This is a genomic window from Agrobacterium tumefaciens, from assembly GCA_025560025.1.
Taxonomy (GTDB): domain Bacteria; phylum Pseudomonadota; class Alphaproteobacteria; order Rhizobiales; family Rhizobiaceae; genus Agrobacterium.
This window is the reverse complement of sequence record CP048485.1, coordinates 2,541,651-2,560,104: the sequence shown is the minus strand read 5'-3', so window position 1 is coordinate 2,560,104 and position 18,454 is coordinate 2,541,651. Positions and strand designations below refer to the sequence as shown.

Genomic DNA, 18,454 nt, shown 5'->3' with positions numbered 1-18,454 from the left:
GCGAGTGAACGGCCATGACCAAAATTACAGATCTGCGTGTTTTCGACCTGCGTTTCCCCACATCCCAGAGCCTTGATGGTTCGGATGCGATGAACCCCGATCCGGATTATTCGGCGGCTTACGTCATTCTCGACACTGACGAGCCGGGGCTCAAAGGCCACGGGCTGACCTTTACCATTGGTCGTGGCAACGACATTTGCTGCATGGCAATTGAGGCGATGCGCCATCTGGTGGTCGGCACCAATCTTGCGACCGTGACCGAGAACCCCGGCAAATATTGGCGGCATCTGACAAGCGACAGCCAGCTGCGCTGGATCGGCCCGGACAAGGGCGCGATGCATCTCGCCACCGGCGCGGTCGTCAATGCTGTCTGGGATCTTCTGGCCAAGAAGGCGGGCAAGCCCGTCTGGCAGCTCGTTGCCGATATGAGCCCGGAAGAAATCGCCGACATCGTTGACTATCGTTATCTGACAGACGTGCTCACCCGCGACGACGCGCTGGCGATCCTGAAAAAAGCCGAAAGCGGTAAGAAGGAGCGGATCGAGACGCTGAAGAATGAAGGCTACGCCTGCTATACGACATCCGCCGGCTGGCTCGGTTATGACGATGCCAAGCTGCGGCGCCTTTGCCAGGAAGCGATCGATGCCGGCTTCAACCATGTGAAGATGAAGGTTGGCCGCGATCTGGAAGACGATATTCGTCGTCTCACCATCGCCCGCGAGGTGATCGGTCCCGACCGCTATCTGATGATCGATGCCAACCAGGTGTGGGAAGTGGATCAGGCGATCGACTGGGTCAAGAAGCTCGCCTTCGCCAAGCCGTTCTTCATCGAAGAGCCGACCAGCCCGGACGATATTGCCGGTCATCGCAAGATCCGTGCGGCCATCGGGTCCGTTAAGGTGGCGACCGGTGAAATGTGCCAGAACCGCATCATGTTCAAGCAGTTCATCGCCGAGGGCGCCATCGATGTGGTGCAGATCGACAGCTGCCGCATGGGCGGCCTGAACGAGGTGCTGGCGGTTCTGCTGATCGCCGCGAAATACGGCCTGCCGGTGTGGCCGCATGCCGGCGGCGTCGGCCTCTGCGAATATGTGCAGCATCTGTCGATGATCGACTATCTGGTGGTCTCGGGCACCAAGGAAGGCCGCGTGATCGAATATGTCGACCACCTGCACGAGCACTTCATCGAACCCTGCGATATCAGAAACGCTGCTTACATGCCGCCGAAGCTGCCGGGCTTCTCCATCGAAATGAAGCCGGAGTCTATCGAGACCTATACGTTCGAAGAATGATCAAACGGATGACAGCGCTTCTTCGAGGCGCTGCCATTCCGCTTCGCTGCCGGGAAGGCCGAAACGCATGTCGTTCGGCCTTTCATCAAAAATGCGCACCAGAATGCCGCGCCGGCCAAGATGATCGAACAACCCGGCGGCGCGATGGTCACGCACGAGAGTAAAAAGGGACGTGCCGCCCGCAATCGTTAGTCCGGCTTTTTGCAGCAGGCCATTCATACGCTGCGCTTCTTCAGCGATCCGGAGACGCATGGAGAATTGCCATTCCCTGTCCGCCAAGGCTTGCGTCGCGATATGCAGCGCCGGGCCGGAAACCGCCCAGGGGCCAAGCCTGGCCTCCAGTTCAGCAGCGCTATCCGGATGTGCAATCGCAAAACCCAGCCGGACACCCGCCATGCCGTAAAACTTGCCGAAGGACCGCAGGACCACCAGCGCATCGTCCCCTGCGGCACTCGCGAGGCTTTCCGCTCCTCCCGTTTCGATAAAGGCTTCATCCACGACAAGCAGGCCGCCCTTGCGGCGCATCGCTTCCGCCAACGACAGCAACGCGTTGCGATCCGTGATGCGGCCATCGGGATTGTTGGGATTGACCACCACCGCATAGTCGTGAGCCGACAGATCGTGGATGTTCTCTACCTCGGTCACAGTCAATCCGGCCATGCGCGCGGTTCGGGCGTGTTCGGCATAAGCGGGGGAAAGCACGGCTCCGCTTTTAGCGCCGCGTTCGAGCGCGATGTGAGCCAGCAATGGCATCAGCATCTGGGTGCCGGGCGAAAGCATCACATGCCGGGCTGAAGGTGCACCGAAGGAGGCGGCTGCCATCTCTTTCAATTTTTCGGCGGCGGTAGGCTCCGGCAGGCGGGCGAATGCGCTGGCGGGAACGGGCGAATGCGGGTAGGAGTGCGGATTGATCCCGGTCGACAGATCGATCCACGGTTCCGGCGCTTCGGGAAACATCAGGCGCGCCTTGCCGAGATTGCCACCGTGACGGATCGCAGCCTGCGCCTTTTCTGGTACTGTTTCGCCCATGTTCTTTGCTCTCGCTTTCCTGTCGCTCGTGATCGAACGCCTGACCGGCTATCCGGACTGGCTATTCAAACGCATCGGCCACCCCGTCACCTGGATCGGTTCGCTTATCGCGCTGCTGGACAAAAAATGGAACCGGGAGAGCGCGTCATTTTCGCAGCGTAAGGTCGCAGGCGCCATGGCACTGTCGGTTTTTCTGGGGCTGACAGTGGTTGTCGCATGGCTTGTGCAATCCGTTCTGCTTTTGCTTCCTTTCGGTCTGTTGCTTGCTGCGGTGCTCGGCGCGTCACTTCCGGCGCAGAAAAGTCTGGAACAGCATGTGGAGGCCGTTGCCATCGCGCTGGAACGTGAGGGTGTGGAGGGAGGCCGCAAAGCCGTTTCGATGATCGTCGGCCGCGATCCCCAGGCGCTTGACGAGGCGGCGATATGCCGGGCGGCGATCGAAAGCCTGGCGGAGAATTTTTCCGACGGTATCGTCGCCCCCTCGCTCTGGCTTGGTCTTCTGGGGCTTCCGGGTGGTGCGGGTTACAAGGCGATCAATACAGCCGACAGCATGATCGGCCATCGCTCGCCGCGCCATGAAGCCTTCGGCTGGGCCTCTGCCCGGCTGGACGATCTAGTCAACCTGCCGGCTTCCCGGTTGAGCGGCGGTCTTTTCGCCTTGGCGGCATTTTTTGTGAAGGGCGCATCGCCGGGCGGAGCCATCGCTGCGATACGGCGAGATGCGCATCATCATCGCTCACCCAATGCCGGCTGGCCGGAGGCGGCGCTTGCGGGTGCCCTCGGTTTCGCCCTTGCGGGTCCGCGTTCCTATGGTGGGCAGATGATCGAGGCGCGGTTCATGGGCGAAGGCGGGAGGGCGTCGCTCGTCGCCGGTGATATTCGCAAAGCGTTGCGGCTGGCGCGGATCGCCGACCTCCTGCTGATCGGGTTGTTCGGGCTGCTGGCGGTCCTTATCGCGCTATAGAAAGCAGTCTGTCGAGATCGAGGTGCTGTTCCATATGCGCTGCCAGACGGTCGAGAACGTCGTCCACCTGCGCTTCGTAGTTCAGTTTCGTGCTGTGTCCGCCAAGCCGTTCAAGCCATGCGCCACGCTGGCGGTCATCCGCGAACAGGCCGTGTATGTAGGTGCCGAAGATGCCGCCATTGGGCGATATGATACCGTCCGCACGTCCGTCTATGGTCGAAAACGGCTGGGCGCCCGCCGCGCTTTCGGTTTTGCCCACATGCATTTCATAGCCGGATAAGTTAATTCCGTCGAAGCTTCTGCCCTGCACGGAAACAAGCCTCTTGTCGCCGGTCAGAACCGTCGTCACGTCCAGCAGGCCAAGCCCTTCCACCGTCGCTGGCGGTCCTTCGATGCCGTGAGGGTCGGAAATAGTTTTTCCAAGCATCTGGTATCCACCGCACAGCCCAAGAACATAGCCGCCGCGTCTGGCATGCGCCTTGATATCGATATTGAGACCCGCAGCTTTCAGCACAGCGAGATCGGCAATGGTGGATTTTGAGCCGCAGAGCAGGACCAGATGGCAATCAGCGGGAATGGTATCGCCCGGCCGTATGCGGATCAACTCCACCTCCGGCTCCATGTCCAGCGGATCGAGATCATCGAAATTGGAAATATGCGGCAGGATCGGTACGGCGATGCGGATCTTTGCACCGGGCTTTCGCTCAGCCGGGCCGGAAAGTCCAAGAGCATCCTCCGCCGGCAGTTTCGCGGCATCGGAAAAATGGGGCAGAAGCCCGATTGACGCCCAGCCGGTCTTTTCCGCAATCATCCGCATGCCGTCCGAAAACAGGGCCGGATCGCCGCGAAAGCGGTTGACGATAAAGCCTTTTATCATCGCGGCATCGTCTGGTTCGACCACGGTTTTTGTGCCGACGAGGCTGGCGATGACCCCGCCCCGGTCGATATCGCCAATCAGGATCACCGGCGCATCAGCGGCGCGAGCGAAACCCATATTGGCGATGTCGTTGGCGCGCAGGTTGATTTCGGATGCGCTGCCCGCCCCTTCCACCAGCACCAGATCCGCCTGATTTTTCAAGAGCTCGAAGCTTTCCAGCACACGCGGCATCAGCCCGGCCTTCATGTGCTGATATTCGGCCGCTTTGGCATTGCCGATGATTTTGCCCTGCACCACTACCTGCGCGCCGGTTTCACTCTGCGGCTTCAGCAGCACCGGGTTCATGTGAACGGAGAGCGGAACACCCGCTGCACGCGCCTGCAGCGCCTGTGCGCGGCCGATCTCGCCGCCATCGGCGGTGACGGCGGCATTATTCGACATGTTCTGCGGCTTGAACGGCATGACGGACAGGCCTCGCTTGACGAAGGCGCGGGCGAGGCCGGCGACCATCAGCGATTTGCCGACGTCGGAGCCGGTTCCCTGAAACATCAGCACGCGTGCAGCCATGTTAGAATTCTATCCCCGCCTGGGCTTTCACGCCCGCCTTGAAATGATGTTTGACGAGGGTCATTTCCGTCACCATGTCGGCGGCGTCGATCAGCGGTTGCTTGGCGTTGCGACCGGTAACGATGACATGCAGATCGGGCCTGCGGCTGGAAAGGGTTTCAACGACGTCTTCCAGCGGCAGGTAGTCGTAACGCAGCGCGATGTTCAGCTCATCGAGGATCAGCAGGCCGATCGTCTCGTCGGCCATCAGGGTTTTAGCTTCCTCCCAGGCCTTCGTGGCTGCCGCGACATCGCGCTTCAGATCCTGCGTGTCCCAGGTGAAGCCCTCACCCATGGTGCGCCAGACAACCTTGTCGCCGAAGAGCGTCAGGGCCTGCTGTTCACCCGTTGACCATGCACCCTTGATGAATTGCACCACACCGACCCTGCGTCCGGTGCCGAGCATGCGCAAGGCGAGACCGAAAGCGGCCGTGGATTTGCCTTTGCCCGGGCCTGTATTGATCATCAGCAGGCCTTTTTCAATGGTCTTCCCGACCACTTCAGCATCCTGAACCGTCTTGCGATTAACCATTTTCTGCCGGTGACGTTCGGCTTCGCCGTCGCTGATGTCGCGTGTCATCGCGTTTTCCTCTTTATCCAGCGGCGCGGGACCGGATGCCCCCGCCATTCGGAGCGGCGACTATACTCAATTTGCCGCACCCGGCAATGCGTGAGGGACAGGGCCGCGGCATTGACCCCCACGCCCGTTCAGCCTAAGGGTAAGGCACTGACGGTCTTTTCCCGGCAACGGGAAAAGCTAAGAGGGAACACGGTTCCACCCTGACAGGGTCATTCCGTGGCTGCCCCCGCAACTGTAAGCGGTAAGCCCGCACCGTAAAGCCACTGGACCCTCAATATGGTTCGGGAAGGCGGTGTCTGGGTGTAGAGCCGCGAGCCAGGAGACCTGCCGTTTCAGGAAAAACGTCTGCCGGGCGGGGTGCTCCGGTCAGTCGGTTAGATCGAACATCCGGTTTGCGCCGACGCGTAGGCCGTTTTCGACATCCGCACCCCGAGATTTTTGCTAGGCGCGGGAAACGATACGGTTTGGATATTTCAGCGACATCTTCATGTTCGAGCGGAAATCCGCAAGACGAAAAGGCGTCCGGCGTGATCGTCTTCGTTTGCAGAAGCTGTCGCGATGAAGCCGACCCCAATGCCGAACCACGCCCCGGTTCGCGTCTCGCCGACGCCGTCATCGCGAAGGCGGAAGAATCCGGCACTATCGTTCGTTCCGTCAATTGCCTTGCCAATTGCAAGCGCGGCCTTAGCGCCGTGCTGCGCAGCGCCAATGGCTGGTCCTATGTGTTCGGCGGGCTGACACCCGGTGACGCGGAAGACCTGCTGACCGGCGCACGGCTGCTGGCTGCTGCTCCCGATGGCCTGATGCCCTGGCGCGGCCGCCCCGAACCATTGAAGCGCGGCATGGTGGCGCGCATTCCCCCATTCGATTTTACCGAGGAGAGATCATGAGCACCCTTCTGGACCGCGTTCCCTGCACCATCGTCACCGGCTTTCTGGGGGCCGGCAAAACAACGCTGCTGCGCGGCCTTCTCGAAAAACTCGACGGCAAGCGGCTGGCGATCATCGTCAACGAATTTGGCGATATTGGCATTGATGGTGAAATCCTCAAAGGCTGCGGCATTGAAAGCTGCCCCGAAGAAAACATCGTCGAACTGGCCAATGGCTGCATCTGCTGCACCGTGGCGGATGATTTCCAGCCCGCCATCGAACAGATTCTGAGCCGCCAGCCGAAGGTGGAGCACATTCTCATCGAGACCTCGGGACTTGCCCTGCCCAAGCCGCTGGTGCAGGCTTTCCAATGGCCGGCGATCAAGAGCCGCGTGACGGTGGACGCCGTTGTGGCCGTCGTGGATGGTGCCGCCCTTGCCGAAGGGCAGGTGGCGCACGACATGGAAGCCCTTGCTGCCCAGCGGGCCAATGACGAGGCGCTCGATCACGACGACCCGGTTGAAGAGGTTTTCGAAGATCAGGTCGCCTGCGCCGACCTTATCGTGCTGACCAAGGCCGATCTCCTGGACGTTGCCGGACTCGACAAGGCCAAGGCGCATATCCTCGAGCATCTGCCGAAGGCCGCAAAGATCGTGGTCGCTTCGAATGGCGCCATCGACCCCGCCGTGCTGATCGGTCTTGGTCTTGCTGTGGAAGAGGATATCGAAAATCGCCGTACCCATCACGATGGTGAACTTGATCACGAGCACGATGATTTCGACAGCTTCGTCATCGATTTGCCGGCTGTGACCGATCCGGAAGCGCTGGCGATCCGTATCGCCGAGACGGCGGCTGCGGAAAATGTCCTGCGCATCAAGGGCTTCATCGAGGTTTCCGCAAAGCCGATGCGCCTGCAGGTGCAGGCTGTCGGCAGCCGCGTCAACCACTATTACGACCGCCCCTGGGCGGCGGGCGAGGAGCGCCGCAGCCGCCTCGTCGTCATCGGCGAAAAGGGCATCAACCGCGAAAAGATCGAACAGATGCTGGCCGCCTGACCCATGCATATTCTCGCCACCACATCCTCGTCTCTGGACGATCTGATCGAGCCGGTTGATCTCAACCAGCCCTGCTCGGATGTGGTGGTCATGTCTTTTTCAACGAGTGATCTTGCCGGGCTGGAACAGGTGTGGCGGCAAGCGGAGCCTGGCCTTCCGTCGCTATCCGCCGCCAACCTCTCCGAGCTTCGCCATCCGATGTCGGTCGATCTTTGGATCGAAAAGACGGCGGAACATGCCAGCGTTATTCTTATCCGGATTCTGGGCGGCGCAGAGCGCTGGCGTTACGGTGTTGAACAGCTTTCCATTCTCGCCCGGCGGCGGGGCATAAAACTGCTGCTCCTGCCGGGCGAATGCAGCGAGAGAGACGAAAAACTCGAGGCGGCCTCAACCGTTGATCGGCAAATTCTGGCCTCTGTCCTCTCCTTCTTCCGCGAGGGTGGGCGGGAGAATATGGGTCGGCTTGCCGCTGGTCTTGCGGCGCTTGCAAGGGGTGGCGCATGGCCAGATATCGAGGCCCAGCCACTGCCGAAAGCCGGCTTCTACCGGCCGGGTAAAGGTGTCGTGGACCAGGTGGAAGCCAGCGCGGGTTTCTCCGCCGATGCAGCCATCCTGCCGGTTCTCTTTTACCGCTCCATGCTTTTGGCAAGCGATGCTGCGCCCGTGGACGCGCTTTTTCACGCACTATCGCAGCGCGGTTTTGCGCCATTGCCGATTTTTGTCAGCGGCCTGAAGGATGGGGAAGCGATCCGTTTTCTCGAAACGGTGCTACCTGATCTGGAGCCCGCCGCGATCATTGCCGCCACGGCCTTTGCCAGTCAGACGGATGAAGGTGGCAAGACACTCTTCGATCGTCTCGGGGTGCCGGTGTTTCAGGTGGTCATGGCGACCACGCGACGGGATGGCTGGGCGGAGAATGCGCGCGGTCTTAACCCGTCAGATCTTGCCATGCATGTGGTCCTGCCGGAACTCGATGGCAGGATTCTTGCCGGTGCGATTTCGTTCAAGCAAGTGCGGACCGATGGCGGTGTCAGTCTCCTGAACGTGCCGGAAGCCGATCGTGTGGAGCAGGTGGCAAACCGTATCGCCGCCTTTTTGCGGTTGAAGCAATCTGCCCCGCAGGAGCGGCACATCGTCATTCTGATGCCGGATTATCCCGGTGCCGCGCCGGGGCGCACCGGTTATGCCGTCGGCCTCGATGTGCCGCAGAGCGTGCTGGAAATGCTGCGCGATCTTGACGGGGCGGGATATGCGGTTTCGGATATTCCCGAAACGGCAAGGGCCTTGCTGGATTGCGTCGAGCAGCAGGAAGCGACTGTCGAATTTTCAGCCTATCAGGATTTTCTCGCGGGTTTGCCGCAGGGGGCCGCCGCCTCTCTGGATGCGACCTGGGGTTCGGCCGAACACGACGATGCGCTTGTCAATGGCGCATTCCGTTTCCGCGTCGCCCGTTTCGGGAAGGTGTTCGTGGCGCTGGCACCGGACCGTGGACGAAACGAGGATAGGCGGGTGGATTATCATGACCCTGCTTTGCCGCCGCGCCATGCACTGGTTGCCTTCGGTGCGTGGATGCAGCGGGTCGCAGGCGCGCATGGCATCGTGCATGTCGGCGCGCACGGTACGCTGGAATGGTTGCCGGGCAAGACGGTGGCGCTTTCCCGGGATTGTTTTCCAGAGATCGTCACGGGCTCGTTGCCGGTGGTCTATCCTTTCATCGTCTCCAATCCGGGCGAAGCGGCTGTCGCCAAGCGGCGGATTTCCGCTGTCACTATCGGCCATGTTCCACCGGTGCTGATAGATGCCGGGCTTTCGCCGGAGCAATCCGCGCTGGAGCAGCTGGTCGATGAATATGCGCAGGCGGACGGGCTGGATCGTCGTCGCCGCGACCGGCTGGCGAAACTGATTGTCGAAAAAGCGCTGGAAACCGGGCTAGCGGCAGATGCTGGGGTGGGGGCGACGGATGAGGCCGATGCGGCACTGTCACGCATCGACGCGTTTCTTTGTGACCTCAAGGATTTCGCAATCAAGGACGGCCAGCATATTTTCGGTCGTTCGCCTGAGGGCGAGACCGATCTTCTGAGGCTTGAAAGCGCTGCGGCGGAAAAAGCAGCTCTGCTTGCAGCGCTCGCGGGCCGGCATGTTATCCCCGGCCCTTCCGGCGCACCCGCGCGCGGACGGCTTGACGTGCTGCCGACGGGTAGAAACCTTTATGCCGCTGATCCACGCACCATGCCGACGCCGACGGCTTTTGAACTGGGCCGCATGGCGGGCGAAGAGGTGATGCGTCACCATCTGCAATCTCATGGAGACTGGCCGAAACATCTGGTTTTCGATCTCTGGGGTAGCGCCAGCCTGCGCAACGGTGGCGAGGATGTAGGACAGGCGCTGCATCTGATGGGCGCCAGACCGATCCATGACCCTGCGACGGGGCGTGTTACCGGCATCGAGGTCCTACCGCCGGCCAGTATCGGGCGGCCGCGTGTCGACGTCACATTTCGGATTTCCGGCCTGTTCCGCGACATGTTTCCGGCGCTTATCGCTCTTCTCGATGCTGCCGCCAAGGCGGTCGCGCGGCGCGACGAAGCGCCGGGCGACAATCCGCTTTCGGAAGAAGCGGCCGCGCTCGGTCATATACCGGCGCGCATCTTCGGTTCGGCGCCCGGCACCTATGGTGCGGGCATAGAGGAAAAACTCGCCAGCGGAAAATGGGACGAACGCGAAGATTTGGGGCAGGCCTATCTGGACGCGGCAAGCCATGCCTTCGGCGGCGAAGATGGGCTGGAGATTTTCGAGGATACCGGTTTTGTGGAACTGGTACGGCGGGCCGATCTTCTGGTTCACACCGGCGACGATCCCGGCCGCGATCTTCTCGATGGTTCTTCCGATGTTGCCTTCATGGGCGGTTTTTCTGCCGCAAAGGCCGCCCTTGGCGGCGTTGCCGATATTGTCGCACTGGATACGACCGATCCGGCGCGTCCACGCGCGCGATCCATTTCACAGGCACTGACGCGGGTTGTTCGGGCCCGTGCCATCAATCCACGCTTCATTGCCGGCCAGATGCGGCACGGCCCGCGCGGGGCGGCGGAATTTGCCGAGACGGTTGACCGGCTGATCGGCTTTGCCGAAACCACCCATGCGGTTTCCTCCTCACTGATCGAGGCAGTCTATGACGCCTATTTCAGTAATGAGGAGGTTCGCGACTTCATCCTGCGGGAAAATCCGAAGGCGGCGGAGGTGATGGCGGCACGCTTTTTATCCGCCCGCCGTCGCGGCCTTTGGCATAGCCGGCGCAATGCGGTCGATGCCGAGCTTGAAATGCTGATCCTCCCGCACCCTGAAAGGGTCAGCGCATGAGGACGGCCGTTTCCGAACCGGTTCAGCCATTCGGCCGCCGCGGGACGTGTCCGGCCCTATCGACACCGATGCTGACCGGTGACGGTTTTCTGTCGCGGATCGCATTCGAGACGGATATCACGCCCCATGACATGATGGCGCTTTGCGATCTCGCGGAGCGGCATGGCAACGGGCTGATCGACATAACAGCGCGCGGCAACCTGCAATTTCGCGGCCTCACGCCGGAAAGCGCCTGCGCCCTGGAGAATGATGTTCTGGCGCTCGGTTTGCCGCTTCGGGAAGGATTAGCCGTCGAGGCTTCTGTTCTTGCCGGTCGGGACGCGCAGGAAATCGCCGATGGCAGTTCTCTTGCTGACGAGATTCGCAGAGAGGTTGGCGCGCTGGCGCTGCATGAAAAGCTCGCAGCGAAAATATCCGTTGTCATCGACGGTGGCGGCCGTCCCTCAATGGCGGATTTGCTGGCCGATATTCGCCTGAAAGCGGTGCGGCAGGAGGGGCAGGTTTTCTGGCAATTGTTTGTTGGCGGCCCCGAGAGCATGGCGCTGCGCGCGGGATTGGTTGAGGCGGACAAAGCGGCTGATGTTGTCCTGCTGCTGCTTGTCTATCTTGCCGGCCAAGGGGTGTCTGCCCGGGGCCGTGATCTGGATCAGCAAACGATAAAAGCGATCTGCGGCGATCGTCTGCTGGATTGCGCAATTGAGAGAGAGGCGCTCGCGCCTTCTTCGCCTTTGGGGCTGATCGTGGCGGATAAGGGTATTTTTGCCGCCGGTATCGCGCCTGCCTTCGGACAAGTCCGGGCCTCCGATCTATCGCGGCTCTGCGAGTTGGTGCGCGCAATCGGTATAGAAACATTGCGGCCGTCACTTAATCATAGCCTGCTATTCTTCGGTTCACGGGATGCTTGCGGTGCAGTGCTGGAAGTGGCCAGGGCTTCCGGTTTCATCATTGCGGCAGATGATGCGCGGTCTTTCATTGCCGTCTGTCCCGGGGCGCCGGGGTGCGCTTCGGCTTTCCTTCCCACACGTGATCTGGCCGCCTTTGCGTCGGACGAACTGGTCTCTCTGCTCGATGGGTCATTTACGCTGCATATTTCCGGCTGCGGAAAGGGTTGCGCGTATCCTGCCCCGTCACTTCTCACTTTTTCCGGCAGCGCCGATGGCCTGGGCTTTTCGATTTCGGGCCGCGCCTGCGACCCGCAGGACGGTATTTTACCTTTTGAGCAGCAGAGGACGGCGCTTTCGCGGCTTGCTCGTCTTTACGAAAAAGAACATAAGCCCGGGGAAAACGCTGCCAACTTCTTTGCCCGGCTGGGCAAACAGGCGATCGGTGCGGCGCTTCGACAGGATGACCGATGACTGACTATGACTATATTCGCGACGGCAATGCGATCTATGAGCGCTCCTTCGCCATCATTCGCGAAGAGGCGGATTTGTCCGCCTTTACCGAAGAGCAGGCGGATATCGCCATTCGCATGATCCACGCCTGCGGGCAGGTGGAGGCGGCCAGCCATTTCCGCTTTTCGCCGGATTTTGTTGCCGCTGCACGTGGTGCGCTGCTCGCCGGCAGGCCGGTTCTCTGCGATGCGGAAATGGTTGCCCATGGCGTAACGCGCGCGCGCCTTCCGGCTGATAATGAGGTGGTCTGCACCCTTCGCGATCCCCGCACGCCGGAGCTGGCGAAAAAGATTGGCAATACACGCTCCGCCGCCGCACTCGATCTGTGGGCAGAGAAGCTGGACGGTGCTCTGGTTGCCATTGGCAATGCACCGACTGCACTGTTCTATCTGCTCGAGATGCTGGAAAAAGGTGCCGCGCGCCCGGCCGCCATCATCGGCATGCCCGTCGGCTTTGTTGGTGCGGCGGAATCGAAAGACGCGCTGGAGGCAAGTTCGCTCGGCATTCCCTATGCCATCGTCAAGGGACGCATGGGTGGTTCGGCGATGACGGCTGCTGCTGTCAATGCGGTTGCGAGGGCTGGCCTGTGAGCGCGGCTCTTTTTGAACATCCGAAGGGTAAACTCGTGGGCGTCGGCACCGGCCCCGGCGATCCCGAGCTTTTGACGCTGAAGGCTGTCCGCGCCATTGAAAATGCCGATGTGCTTGCCTTCTTCTGCAAGAAAGGCAGTAGCGGCAACGGTCGCGGTATCGTTGAGGCCTTTATCCGTCCCGGTACGCTGGAAATGCCACTGGTCTATCCGGTAACCGTCGAAAGCGATAAAAACGGCAACGATTACCGCGATGCCATCGCCGCCTTTTTCGATCAATCGGCGAAGGACATCGCTGTGCATCTCGAAGCCGGGCGCAATGTCGCCGTGCTGTCGGAAGGCGATCCGCTGTTTTACGGCTCCTATATGCACCTTCATCTGCGGCTTGCGCCATCTTACCCGGCGGAGGTCGTTGCTGGCATCACGGCCATGTCCGGCTGCTGGTCCATGGCCGGTTTGCCGCTGGTACAGGGCGATGATATTTTGAGCGTGCTTCCCGGCACGCTTGGTGAAGATGTGCTGACGGAACGTCTGTCCGGCACGGATGGTGCCGTTATCATGAAGGTGGGGCGCAACCTTCCAAAAATTCGCCGGGCGCTGGAAAAAGCGGGTAAGCTCAACGAGGCGCTTTATGTCGAGCGCGGCACCATGGCCAACAGCCATGCGGTGCGGCTCATCGAACGTGATGCATCGCCTGCCCCCTATTTTTCGTTGGTTCTAGTGCCGGGCTGGAAAACCAGACCCTCTGCAGGTGAAAAGCCATGACCGGCAGACTGGTCGTTGTCGGTCTCGGCCCCGGCAGTGCGGCGCAGGTGACGCCGGAGGCGCTTGCCGCCGTGGAGGCGTCGGAGGATTTCTTCGGCTATATTCCCTATCTCGACCGTCTATCGCTGAGACCCGATCAACGCCGCCATGCTTCGGACAATCGTGAGGAAATCTCCCGCGCCGAACAGGCGCTGCGGCTTGCGGCCGAGGGCGGCAAGGTTTGCGTGGTATCTGGCGGCGATCCCGGCGTTTTCGCCATGGCGGCGGCGGTTTGCGAGGCGATCGAAAGCGGCCCCGCCGAATGGCGCGATATCGATTTCTCCGTCGTGCCGGGTGTGACTGCCATGCTGGCCGTAGCCGCAAAGGCCGGTGCGCCGCTTGGCCATGATTTCTGCGCCATTTCGCTATCGGATAATCTGAAACCGTGGGGCATTATCGAAAAGCGGTTGATCGCGGCGGCCGAGGCCGGATTCGTAATGGCTTTCTACAATCCCGTCAGCAAAGCACGTCCGCACCAGCTCGGTACCGCTTTTGATCTGTTGCGGGCACATTTGCCCGGTTCGGTGCCGGTGATTTTCGGTCGTGCGGCAGGACGGGCAGATGAGCGTGTTCGGGTCGTGTCTCTTTCGGAAGCCTCGAGTGACATGGCGGATATGGCTACCTGCATCATCGTCGGTTCGGTTGAAACCCGTCTGATCGAGCGTTCCGGCAAAGAACCGCTGGTTTATTCGCCGCGTTTTTCGAGAAGAGAGAGCTGATGGCGAATGGCGGTGAGCGCAGCTGCAATATCCGGCACGGTCGTGCCATCCGGGGACGCCTCGTTTTGCTGTCGCGGCCGCTCGATCATGACGACCGGCAGGCCGAGCCGTCTTGCGGCTTCGATCTTGCCATAGCTCGCGCTGCCGCCGGAGTTTTTCGAGACCACCGTCTCGATGCGGCTTTCTTCCAGCATGCGGATTTCGTCGTCCAACGCAAAGGGGCCGCGCGCGGTAATATAGCGCGCATGCGGCAGTTCCAGTGGCGGCTCTACCGGATCGACGCTGCGGATGAGATAGTTGTGCTGGGGCGCGGCTTCGAAAGGAAGAAGCTCCTGTCGGCCGAGCGCCAGAAATACACGTTTGCTTTCGTCGCCGAGCGCGATGACAGCCTGTTCGACAGTGTCGACACCATGCCACCTGTCACCCGGCTGGCGCTGCCATGCGGGACGCGAAAGGACGACCAGCGGAACTTTGGCAAGCCCAGCCGCCTCAACGGCATTGGCGGAAATCTTCGCTGCATAGGGATGGGTGGCGTCCACCAGAATATCGAAATTCTCTGCGCGAATGAAATCCGCCAGCCCGCCCGCGCCGCCAAAGCCGCCGGTGCGCATCGGCACCGGCTGTTCGACCGGCGAGAGCGTGCGGCCGGCCATGGAGAGCAGAATTCGGTAGTCGGTTTCTTCGGCCAGCCTGCCGGCCAGAATACGGGCATCCGCCGTGCCGCCAAGGATGAGTATGGAGCGTGTCATGACGTCTGAATATTCCGGAACGGGCGATGCTTCCACCGAAAAGAAAGAAAAGCCCTGGCTTTCCATCGTCGGTATTGGTGAGGACGGGCTCGAGGGGCTGGGCCGGAACGCGATTGAGGCGATAGAGGCGGCCGAGGTGGTTTTCGGCGGCAAGCGCCATCTGGAACTGGCGGCTGCGGCCATTCATGGTGAAGCACGGCGCTGGCCGGTGCCGTTCGACACGGATATGGGCGATGTCGTGGCGCTGCGCGGCAAGCGGGTTTGCGTGCTGGCTTCCGGTGATCCGTTCTTTTATGGCGTCGGTGTTACGCTTCTGCGGCGGATAAAAGCGGGTGAGACAGTTTGTTATCCCTCGCCTTCCGCTTTCTCGCTGGCCGCCGCACGGCTTGGCTGGGCGTTGCAAGCGGTCGACTGCATTTCGCTGCACGGACGTTCCATCGATCTCCTGCGGCCGTATCTCCATGCCGGCGCACGCATCATCGCGCTTACCTCGGATGCCCACACCCCGGCCTTGATCGCGCAATTGTTGTCCGATTTGGGTTTCGGCCAGTCGGAATTCATCTTGCTTGAAGCCTTGGGTGGAGAGCGGGAGAGGCGGCGGCAAGTCAGGGCCGCCGATTTCGTGTTTGCTGATATTGATCCGCTGAACGTGGTAGCGATTGATGTTGTGGCTGATAAGGGTGCGCGTATTCTGCCTTTCACATGTGGGCTTGATGACAGCCTGTTCGAACATGACGGGCAGATCACTAAACGCGAAATCCGCGCCGTGACACTTTCCTCTCTTGCCCCACGGCGGGGCGAGTTGCTGTGGGATATCGGTGCCGGTTCGGGTTCGATCGGCATAGAATGGATGCTGTCGCATCCCTCGCTCCGCGCCATCGCCATAGAGCAACATCCGGAAAGGGCGGAGCGTATCGCCCGCAACGCCGAAGCTTTCGGTGTGCCGGCGCTTGAGGTGATGATCGGTGCGGCCCCTGCGGCTTTTGAAGGCTTGCCTGAGCCGGATGCGATTTTCATTGGCGGCGGCGGCAGTGAAGCGGGCGTGCTAGAGGGGGCTATGGAGGCCCTGAAACCCGGCGGGCGGCTGGTCGCCAATGCGGTGACGCTGGAAATGGAGGCCGTGCTGCTTGCCGCCCATGCGCGGCACGGCGGATCGATGATCCGTCTGGATGTGTCGCGGGTGACGGCTGTCGGTTCCATGTCGGGCTGGCGTCCGGCAATGCCGGTGACGCAGTGGAGCTGGAACAAGCCATGGTGACCGTGGCTGGCATAGGCTGCCGCAGAGGCACGGGTTCAGATGCTGTTATTGCCGCCGTGCGCGCTGCGGAGCATGCTTTGGGCATGACGGCGGAATGCCTGGCGACTGCGCCGCTCAAAGCCGATGAAGCCGGTCTTGTGGAAGCGGCGAAAAGCCTGTCGCTGCCGCTTGAAATCGTATCGCAGGAACGGCTCGAGGCGGTTGCTTCGAAAACAATGACATTTTCACAGGCAAGCCTTGATTATGCCGGCTCGCCGAGCGTGAGCGAAGCGGCGGCGCTTGCCGCCGCCGGAGAGAATGCAAGGCTGGTCGCGCAGCGTCTTGTGGTTGGCGATGTGACTGTGGCCATCGCAACCACTGACGATGCCCAACGCGATAGCGGTTGCGCCATCGAACATGGAGAACAACAATGACGGTTCATTTCATCGGCGCCGGTCCCGGTGCTGCCGATCTCATTACGGTGCGCGGGCGCGATCTTATCGCCGCCTGCCCGGTGTGTCTTTATGCCGGGTCGCTGGTTCCGAAAGCGCTTATCGACTATTGCCCGCCGGGCGCCCGCATCGTCGATACGGCAGCACTTTCGCTTGACGAGATCGAGGCGGAATTCGTGGCCGCAGCAGAGGCCGGCAAGGATGTGGCGCGGCTGCATTCCGGCGACCTTTCCGTCTGGAGCGCCATGGGCGAGCAGATTCGCCGACTGGAGCGACTGGGTCTCGATTATACCGTCACGCCCGGCGTGCCCTCCTTTGCCGCTGCGGCCGCCACCTTGCAGCGGGAACTGACGGTGCCGGAAGTGGCGCAGAGCCTTGTGCTGACCCGCATTTCCGGGCGCGCATCGAAGATGCCTGACGCTGAGACGCTGAAGGCTTTCGGTGCGACGGGTGCAACGCTCGCCGTCCATCTCGCCATTCACGCCATCGGCAAGGTGGTGGAAGAGCTGACGCCGCTTTACGGCTCCGACTGCCCGGTCGCCATCGTCGTTCGTGCGTCCTGGCCGGATGAGCGGGTCATTCGTGGCACGCTGTTCGACATTGAGGACAAGCTCGCCGCCGAACCGGTGGAGCGGACGGCCCTTATCTTCGTCGGGCGTGGACTTGCCTCGACGGATTTTCGCGAAAGCGCGCTTTATAGCACCGACTATGTCCGGCGGTTCCGGTCTCCGAAGGAAGATGCGAAAGGCTGATGCGACGGCGTGGAGGCGGTGCGCCCCTTGAGCGCGCCCTGACGATCGAACACCAGAATATCGAGCGCAATGGCCGGCGTCTTCAGTGCCGCCGCTGCGGTTACCCAGGCTTTTTCCGCCACGATCGCGCCGAGGTCTATCCCCGCGTGTTCGGCCAGCTCAAAGGCGTGCGCGACCATGTTGGCCTGACGGATGGCAATGGCGAGATTTTCATCTCCTCCGGCTTCCGTCGCCAATGCCGCCAGCGCATCGAGATCGGCGAGACCCTTCTTGGAGTGCACGTCGAGCATGCCCTGGGCAAGCTTGGTCATCTTCGCGACGCCGCCGGCAATCGTCACGCGCTCGACGGGGTGGCTGCGCAGATATTTCAGCATGCCGCCAATGAAATCGCCCATGTCGATCAGGGCGGTTTCCGGCAAATCATAAAGGACCTGCCCAGCTTTTTCGGAGGTGTTGCCGGTGGCGCCAAGCACATGGGTGCAGCCGGTGGCACGCGCCACATCGATGCCGCGCCAGATGGAGTGAATCCACGCCGAGCAGGAAAAGGGAATGACGATGCCGGTGGTGCCGAGGATGGAAATGCCGCCGACGATGCCGAGCCTGCCGTTCAGGGTTTTCTCCGCCAGTTTCTCGCCATCGCGGACGGAAATCTCGACCTCGAAATCGGCGCTTTCTCCGGCCACCTCGCGAATGGCGGTTTCGATCATCTTGCGCGGCACGGGGTTGATGGCGGGTTCTCCCGGCGGCAGGGGCAGGCCCGGCCGGGTGATGGTGCCGACGCCCTTTCCGGCCTTGAAGATGATGCCGCTTCCCGGTTGACCTCGTCTGACCGTGCTTTCGATCAGCGCACCGTGGGTAACGTCCGGATCGTCTCCGGCATCCTTGACGACGCCGGCGCGCGCGAAGTTTTCGCCTTTTTCCTCGGTGGCGAGGGAAAATGCCGGCCTCGCGCCGCTTGGAAGTTCGACCTCGACAGGGTAAGGAAACTCGCCGGTCAGAAGGGCGGCGCAGGCCGCCTTCGTGGCGGCTGCCGCGCAGGTGCCCGTGGTCCAGCCGCGGCGAAGGGTCTTTCCATCCGTATCCATATGAATTTCTATAGCCGGGACGGCTTTTTCCGTCATCGTTAAAAAGC

General features: G+C 61.4%; 17 protein-coding genes and 1 riboswitch. Of the genes, 12 read left to right on the top strand and 5 right to left on the bottom strand.

Annotated elements, in window-relative coordinates; translation table 11 throughout:
* Positions 1–14: 14 nt before the first annotated feature.
* Positions 15–1,292 carry an L-fuconate dehydratase gene (locus tag FY152_12365; protein ID UXS32851.1) on the top strand — a complete coding sequence of 426 codons (1,278 nt, stop codon included), beginning with the start codon at positions 15–17 and terminating at the stop codon, positions 1,290–1,292.
* Here the strand turns inward: FY152_12365 and FY152_12360 are convergent, their stop codons facing one another.
* Positions 1,293–2,321 carry a threonine-phosphate decarboxylase gene (locus tag FY152_12360; protein ID UXS32850.1) on the bottom strand — a complete coding sequence of 343 codons (1,029 nt, stop codon included), beginning with the start codon at positions 2,319–2,321 and terminating at the stop codon, positions 1,293–1,295.
* On the opposite strand from FY152_12360, the gene cobD reads away from it, so the two are divergent.
* Positions 2,320–3,285: a cobalamin biosynthesis protein CobD gene (gene cobD, locus FY152_12355; protein UXS32849.1), complete on the top strand. Its 966-nt coding sequence runs from the start codon at positions 2,320–2,322 to the stop codon at positions 3,283–3,285. The two genes, FY152_12360 and cobD, sit on opposite strands and share 2 nt — an antisense overlap.
* Here cobD and FY152_12350 read toward each other — a convergent pair.
* Positions 3,272–4,729 (bottom strand): cobyric acid synthase, encoded by a 1,458-nt coding sequence (locus FY152_12350; GenBank protein ID UXS32848.1) that lies wholly within the window; start codon positions 4,727–4,729, stop codon positions 3,272–3,274. The two genes, cobD and FY152_12350, sit on opposite strands and share 14 nt — an antisense overlap.
* Position 4,730: 1 nt before the next feature.
* Positions 4,731–5,348: a cob(I)yrinic acid a,c-diamide adenosyltransferase gene (gene cobO, locus FY152_12345; protein UXS32847.1), complete on the bottom strand. Its 618-nt coding sequence runs from the start codon at positions 5,346–5,348 to the stop codon at positions 4,731–4,733.
* A 134-nt stretch (positions 5,349–5,482) separates the two neighbouring features.
* A riboswitch (cobalamin riboswitch) is annotated at positions 5,483–5,695 on the top strand.
* 117 nt (positions 5,696–5,812) lie between these two features.
* Here cobO and FY152_12340 point away from each other — a divergent pair.
* The 7 genes from FY152_12340 to FY152_12310 are packed head-to-tail and all read left to right on the top strand — an operon-like array spanning position 5,813 to position 14,132.
* Positions 5,813–6,238 carry a DUF1636 domain-containing protein gene (locus tag FY152_12340; protein UXS32846.1) on the top strand — a complete coding sequence of 142 codons (426 nt, stop codon included), beginning with the start codon at positions 5,813–5,815 and terminating at the stop codon, positions 6,236–6,238.
* Positions 6,235–7,272, top strand: coding sequence for a cobalamin biosynthesis protein CobW (gene cobW / locus FY152_12335; GenBank protein ID UXS32845.1), 1,038 nt, complete (start codon positions 6,235–6,237; stop codon positions 7,270–7,272). The genes FY152_12340 and cobW overlap by 4 nt, the downstream gene beginning before the upstream one ends.
* Before the next feature lie 3 nt (positions 7,273–7,275).
* Complete coding sequence (gene cobN / locus FY152_12330) at positions 7,276–10,626, top strand: cobaltochelatase subunit CobN (GenBank protein ID UXS32844.1); 3,351 nt, start codon at positions 7,276–7,278, stop codon at positions 10,624–10,626.
* The gene (cobG, locus tag FY152_12325; protein UXS32843.1) at positions 10,623–11,981 is read left to right on the top strand and encodes a precorrin-3B synthase; all 1,359 of its coding nucleotides are present in this window, start codon (positions 10,623–10,625) and stop codon (positions 11,979–11,981) included. The genes cobN and cobG overlap by 4 nt, the downstream gene beginning before the upstream one ends.
* On the top strand, positions 11,978–12,610 hold the full coding sequence (locus FY152_12320; protein UXS32842.1) for a precorrin-8X methylmutase: 633 nt from the start codon (positions 11,978–11,980) through the stop codon (positions 12,608–12,610). The genes cobG and FY152_12320 overlap by 4 nt, the downstream gene beginning before the upstream one ends.
* Positions 12,607–13,374, top strand: a complete 768-nt coding sequence (locus FY152_12315) for a precorrin-2 C(20)-methyltransferase (GenBank protein UXS32841.1) — start codon at positions 12,607–12,609, stop codon at positions 13,372–13,374. Before FY152_12320 ends, FY152_12315 begins: the two co-directional genes overlap by 4 nt.
* Positions 13,371–14,132, top strand: coding sequence for a precorrin-3B C(17)-methyltransferase (locus FY152_12310; GenBank protein UXS32840.1), 762 nt, complete (start codon positions 13,371–13,373; stop codon positions 14,130–14,132). The genes FY152_12315 and FY152_12310 overlap by 4 nt, the downstream gene beginning before the upstream one ends.
* On the opposite strand, the gene FY152_12305 is transcribed toward FY152_12310, so the two are convergent.
* Entirely contained in the window at positions 14,099–14,881 is a 783-nt protein-coding gene (locus tag FY152_12305; GenBank protein UXS32839.1) for a cobalt-precorrin-6A reductase, read from the bottom strand. The genes FY152_12310 and FY152_12305 overlap by 34 nt on opposite strands.
* Between FY152_12305 and cbiE the strand changes: the two genes are divergently transcribed.
* Genes cbiE through cobM form a run of 3 tightly spaced genes read left to right on the top strand, consistent with a single transcriptional unit; the run spans position 14,880 to position 17,322 of the window.
* Positions 14,880–16,139, top strand: a complete 1,260-nt coding sequence (cbiE, locus tag FY152_12300; protein ID UXS32838.1) for a precorrin-6y C5,15-methyltransferase (decarboxylating) subunit CbiE — start codon at positions 14,880–14,882, stop codon at positions 16,137–16,139. The genes FY152_12305 and cbiE overlap by 2 nt on opposite strands.
* Positions 16,133–16,552: a cobalamin biosynthesis protein gene (locus tag FY152_12295; GenBank protein UXS32837.1), complete on the top strand. Its 420-nt coding sequence runs from the start codon at positions 16,133–16,135 to the stop codon at positions 16,550–16,552. The genes cbiE and FY152_12295 overlap by 7 nt, the downstream gene beginning before the upstream one ends.
* Complete coding sequence (gene cobM, locus FY152_12290; protein UXS32836.1) at positions 16,549–17,322, top strand: precorrin-4 C(11)-methyltransferase; 774 nt, start codon at positions 16,549–16,551, stop codon at positions 17,320–17,322. The genes FY152_12295 and cobM overlap by 4 nt, the downstream gene beginning before the upstream one ends.
* Here the strand turns inward: cobM and FY152_12285 are convergent.
* The gene (locus FY152_12285; GenBank protein ID UXS32835.1) at positions 17,277–18,407 is read right to left on the bottom strand and encodes a cobalt-precorrin-5B (C(1))-methyltransferase; all 1,131 of its coding nucleotides are present in this window, start codon (positions 18,405–18,407) and stop codon (positions 17,277–17,279) included. The genes cobM and FY152_12285 overlap by 46 nt on opposite strands.
* Positions 18,408–18,454 lie beyond the last annotated feature (47 nt).

Bases quoted from the DNA above. Each gene is read 5' to 3' on its own strand.
- FY152_12365 (UXS32851.1), top strand. From the start codon at position 15: ATGACCAAAATTACAGATCTGCGTGTTTTCGACCTGCGTTTCCCCACA.
- cobD (UXS32849.1), top strand. From the start codon at position 2,320: ATGTTCTTTGCTCTCGCTTTCCTGTCGCTCGTGATCGAACGCCTGACC.
- FY152_12360 (UXS32850.1), bottom strand. From the start codon at position 2,321: ATGGGCGAAACAGTACCAGAAAAGGCGCAGGCTGCGATCCGTCACGGT.
- FY152_12350 (UXS32848.1), bottom strand. From the start codon at position 4,729: ATGGCTGCACGCGTGCTGATGTTTCAGGGAACCGGCTCCGACGTCGGC.
- cobO (UXS32847.1), bottom strand. From the start codon at position 5,348: ATGACACGCGACATCAGCGACGGCGAAGCCGAACGTCACCGGCAGAAA.
- cobW (UXS32845.1), top strand. From the start codon at position 6,235: ATGAGCACCCTTCTGGACCGCGTTCCCTGCACCATCGTCACCGGCTTT.
- cobN (UXS32844.1), top strand. From the start codon at position 7,276: ATGCATATTCTCGCCACCACATCCTCGTCTCTGGACGATCTGATCGAG.
- cobG (UXS32843.1), top strand. From the start codon at position 10,623: ATGAGGACGGCCGTTTCCGAACCGGTTCAGCCATTCGGCCGCCGCGGG.
- FY152_12320 (UXS32842.1), top strand. From the start codon at position 11,978: ATGACTGACTATGACTATATTCGCGACGGCAATGCGATCTATGAGCGC.
- FY152_12310 (UXS32840.1), top strand. From the start codon at position 13,371: ATGACCGGCAGACTGGTCGTTGTCGGTCTCGGCCCCGGCAGTGCGGCG.
- cbiE (UXS32838.1), top strand. From the start codon at position 14,880: ATGACGTCTGAATATTCCGGAACGGGCGATGCTTCCACCGAAAAGAAA.
- FY152_12305 (UXS32839.1), bottom strand. From the start codon at position 14,881: ATGACACGCTCCATACTCATCCTTGGCGGCACGGCGGATGCCCGTATT.
- FY152_12295 (UXS32837.1), top strand. From the start codon at position 16,133: ATGGTGACCGTGGCTGGCATAGGCTGCCGCAGAGGCACGGGTTCAGAT.
- cobM (UXS32836.1), top strand. From the start codon at position 16,549: ATGACGGTTCATTTCATCGGCGCCGGTCCCGGTGCTGCCGATCTCATT.
- FY152_12285 (UXS32835.1), bottom strand. From the start codon at position 18,407: ATGGATACGGATGGAAAGACCCTTCGCCGCGGCTGGACCACGGGCACC.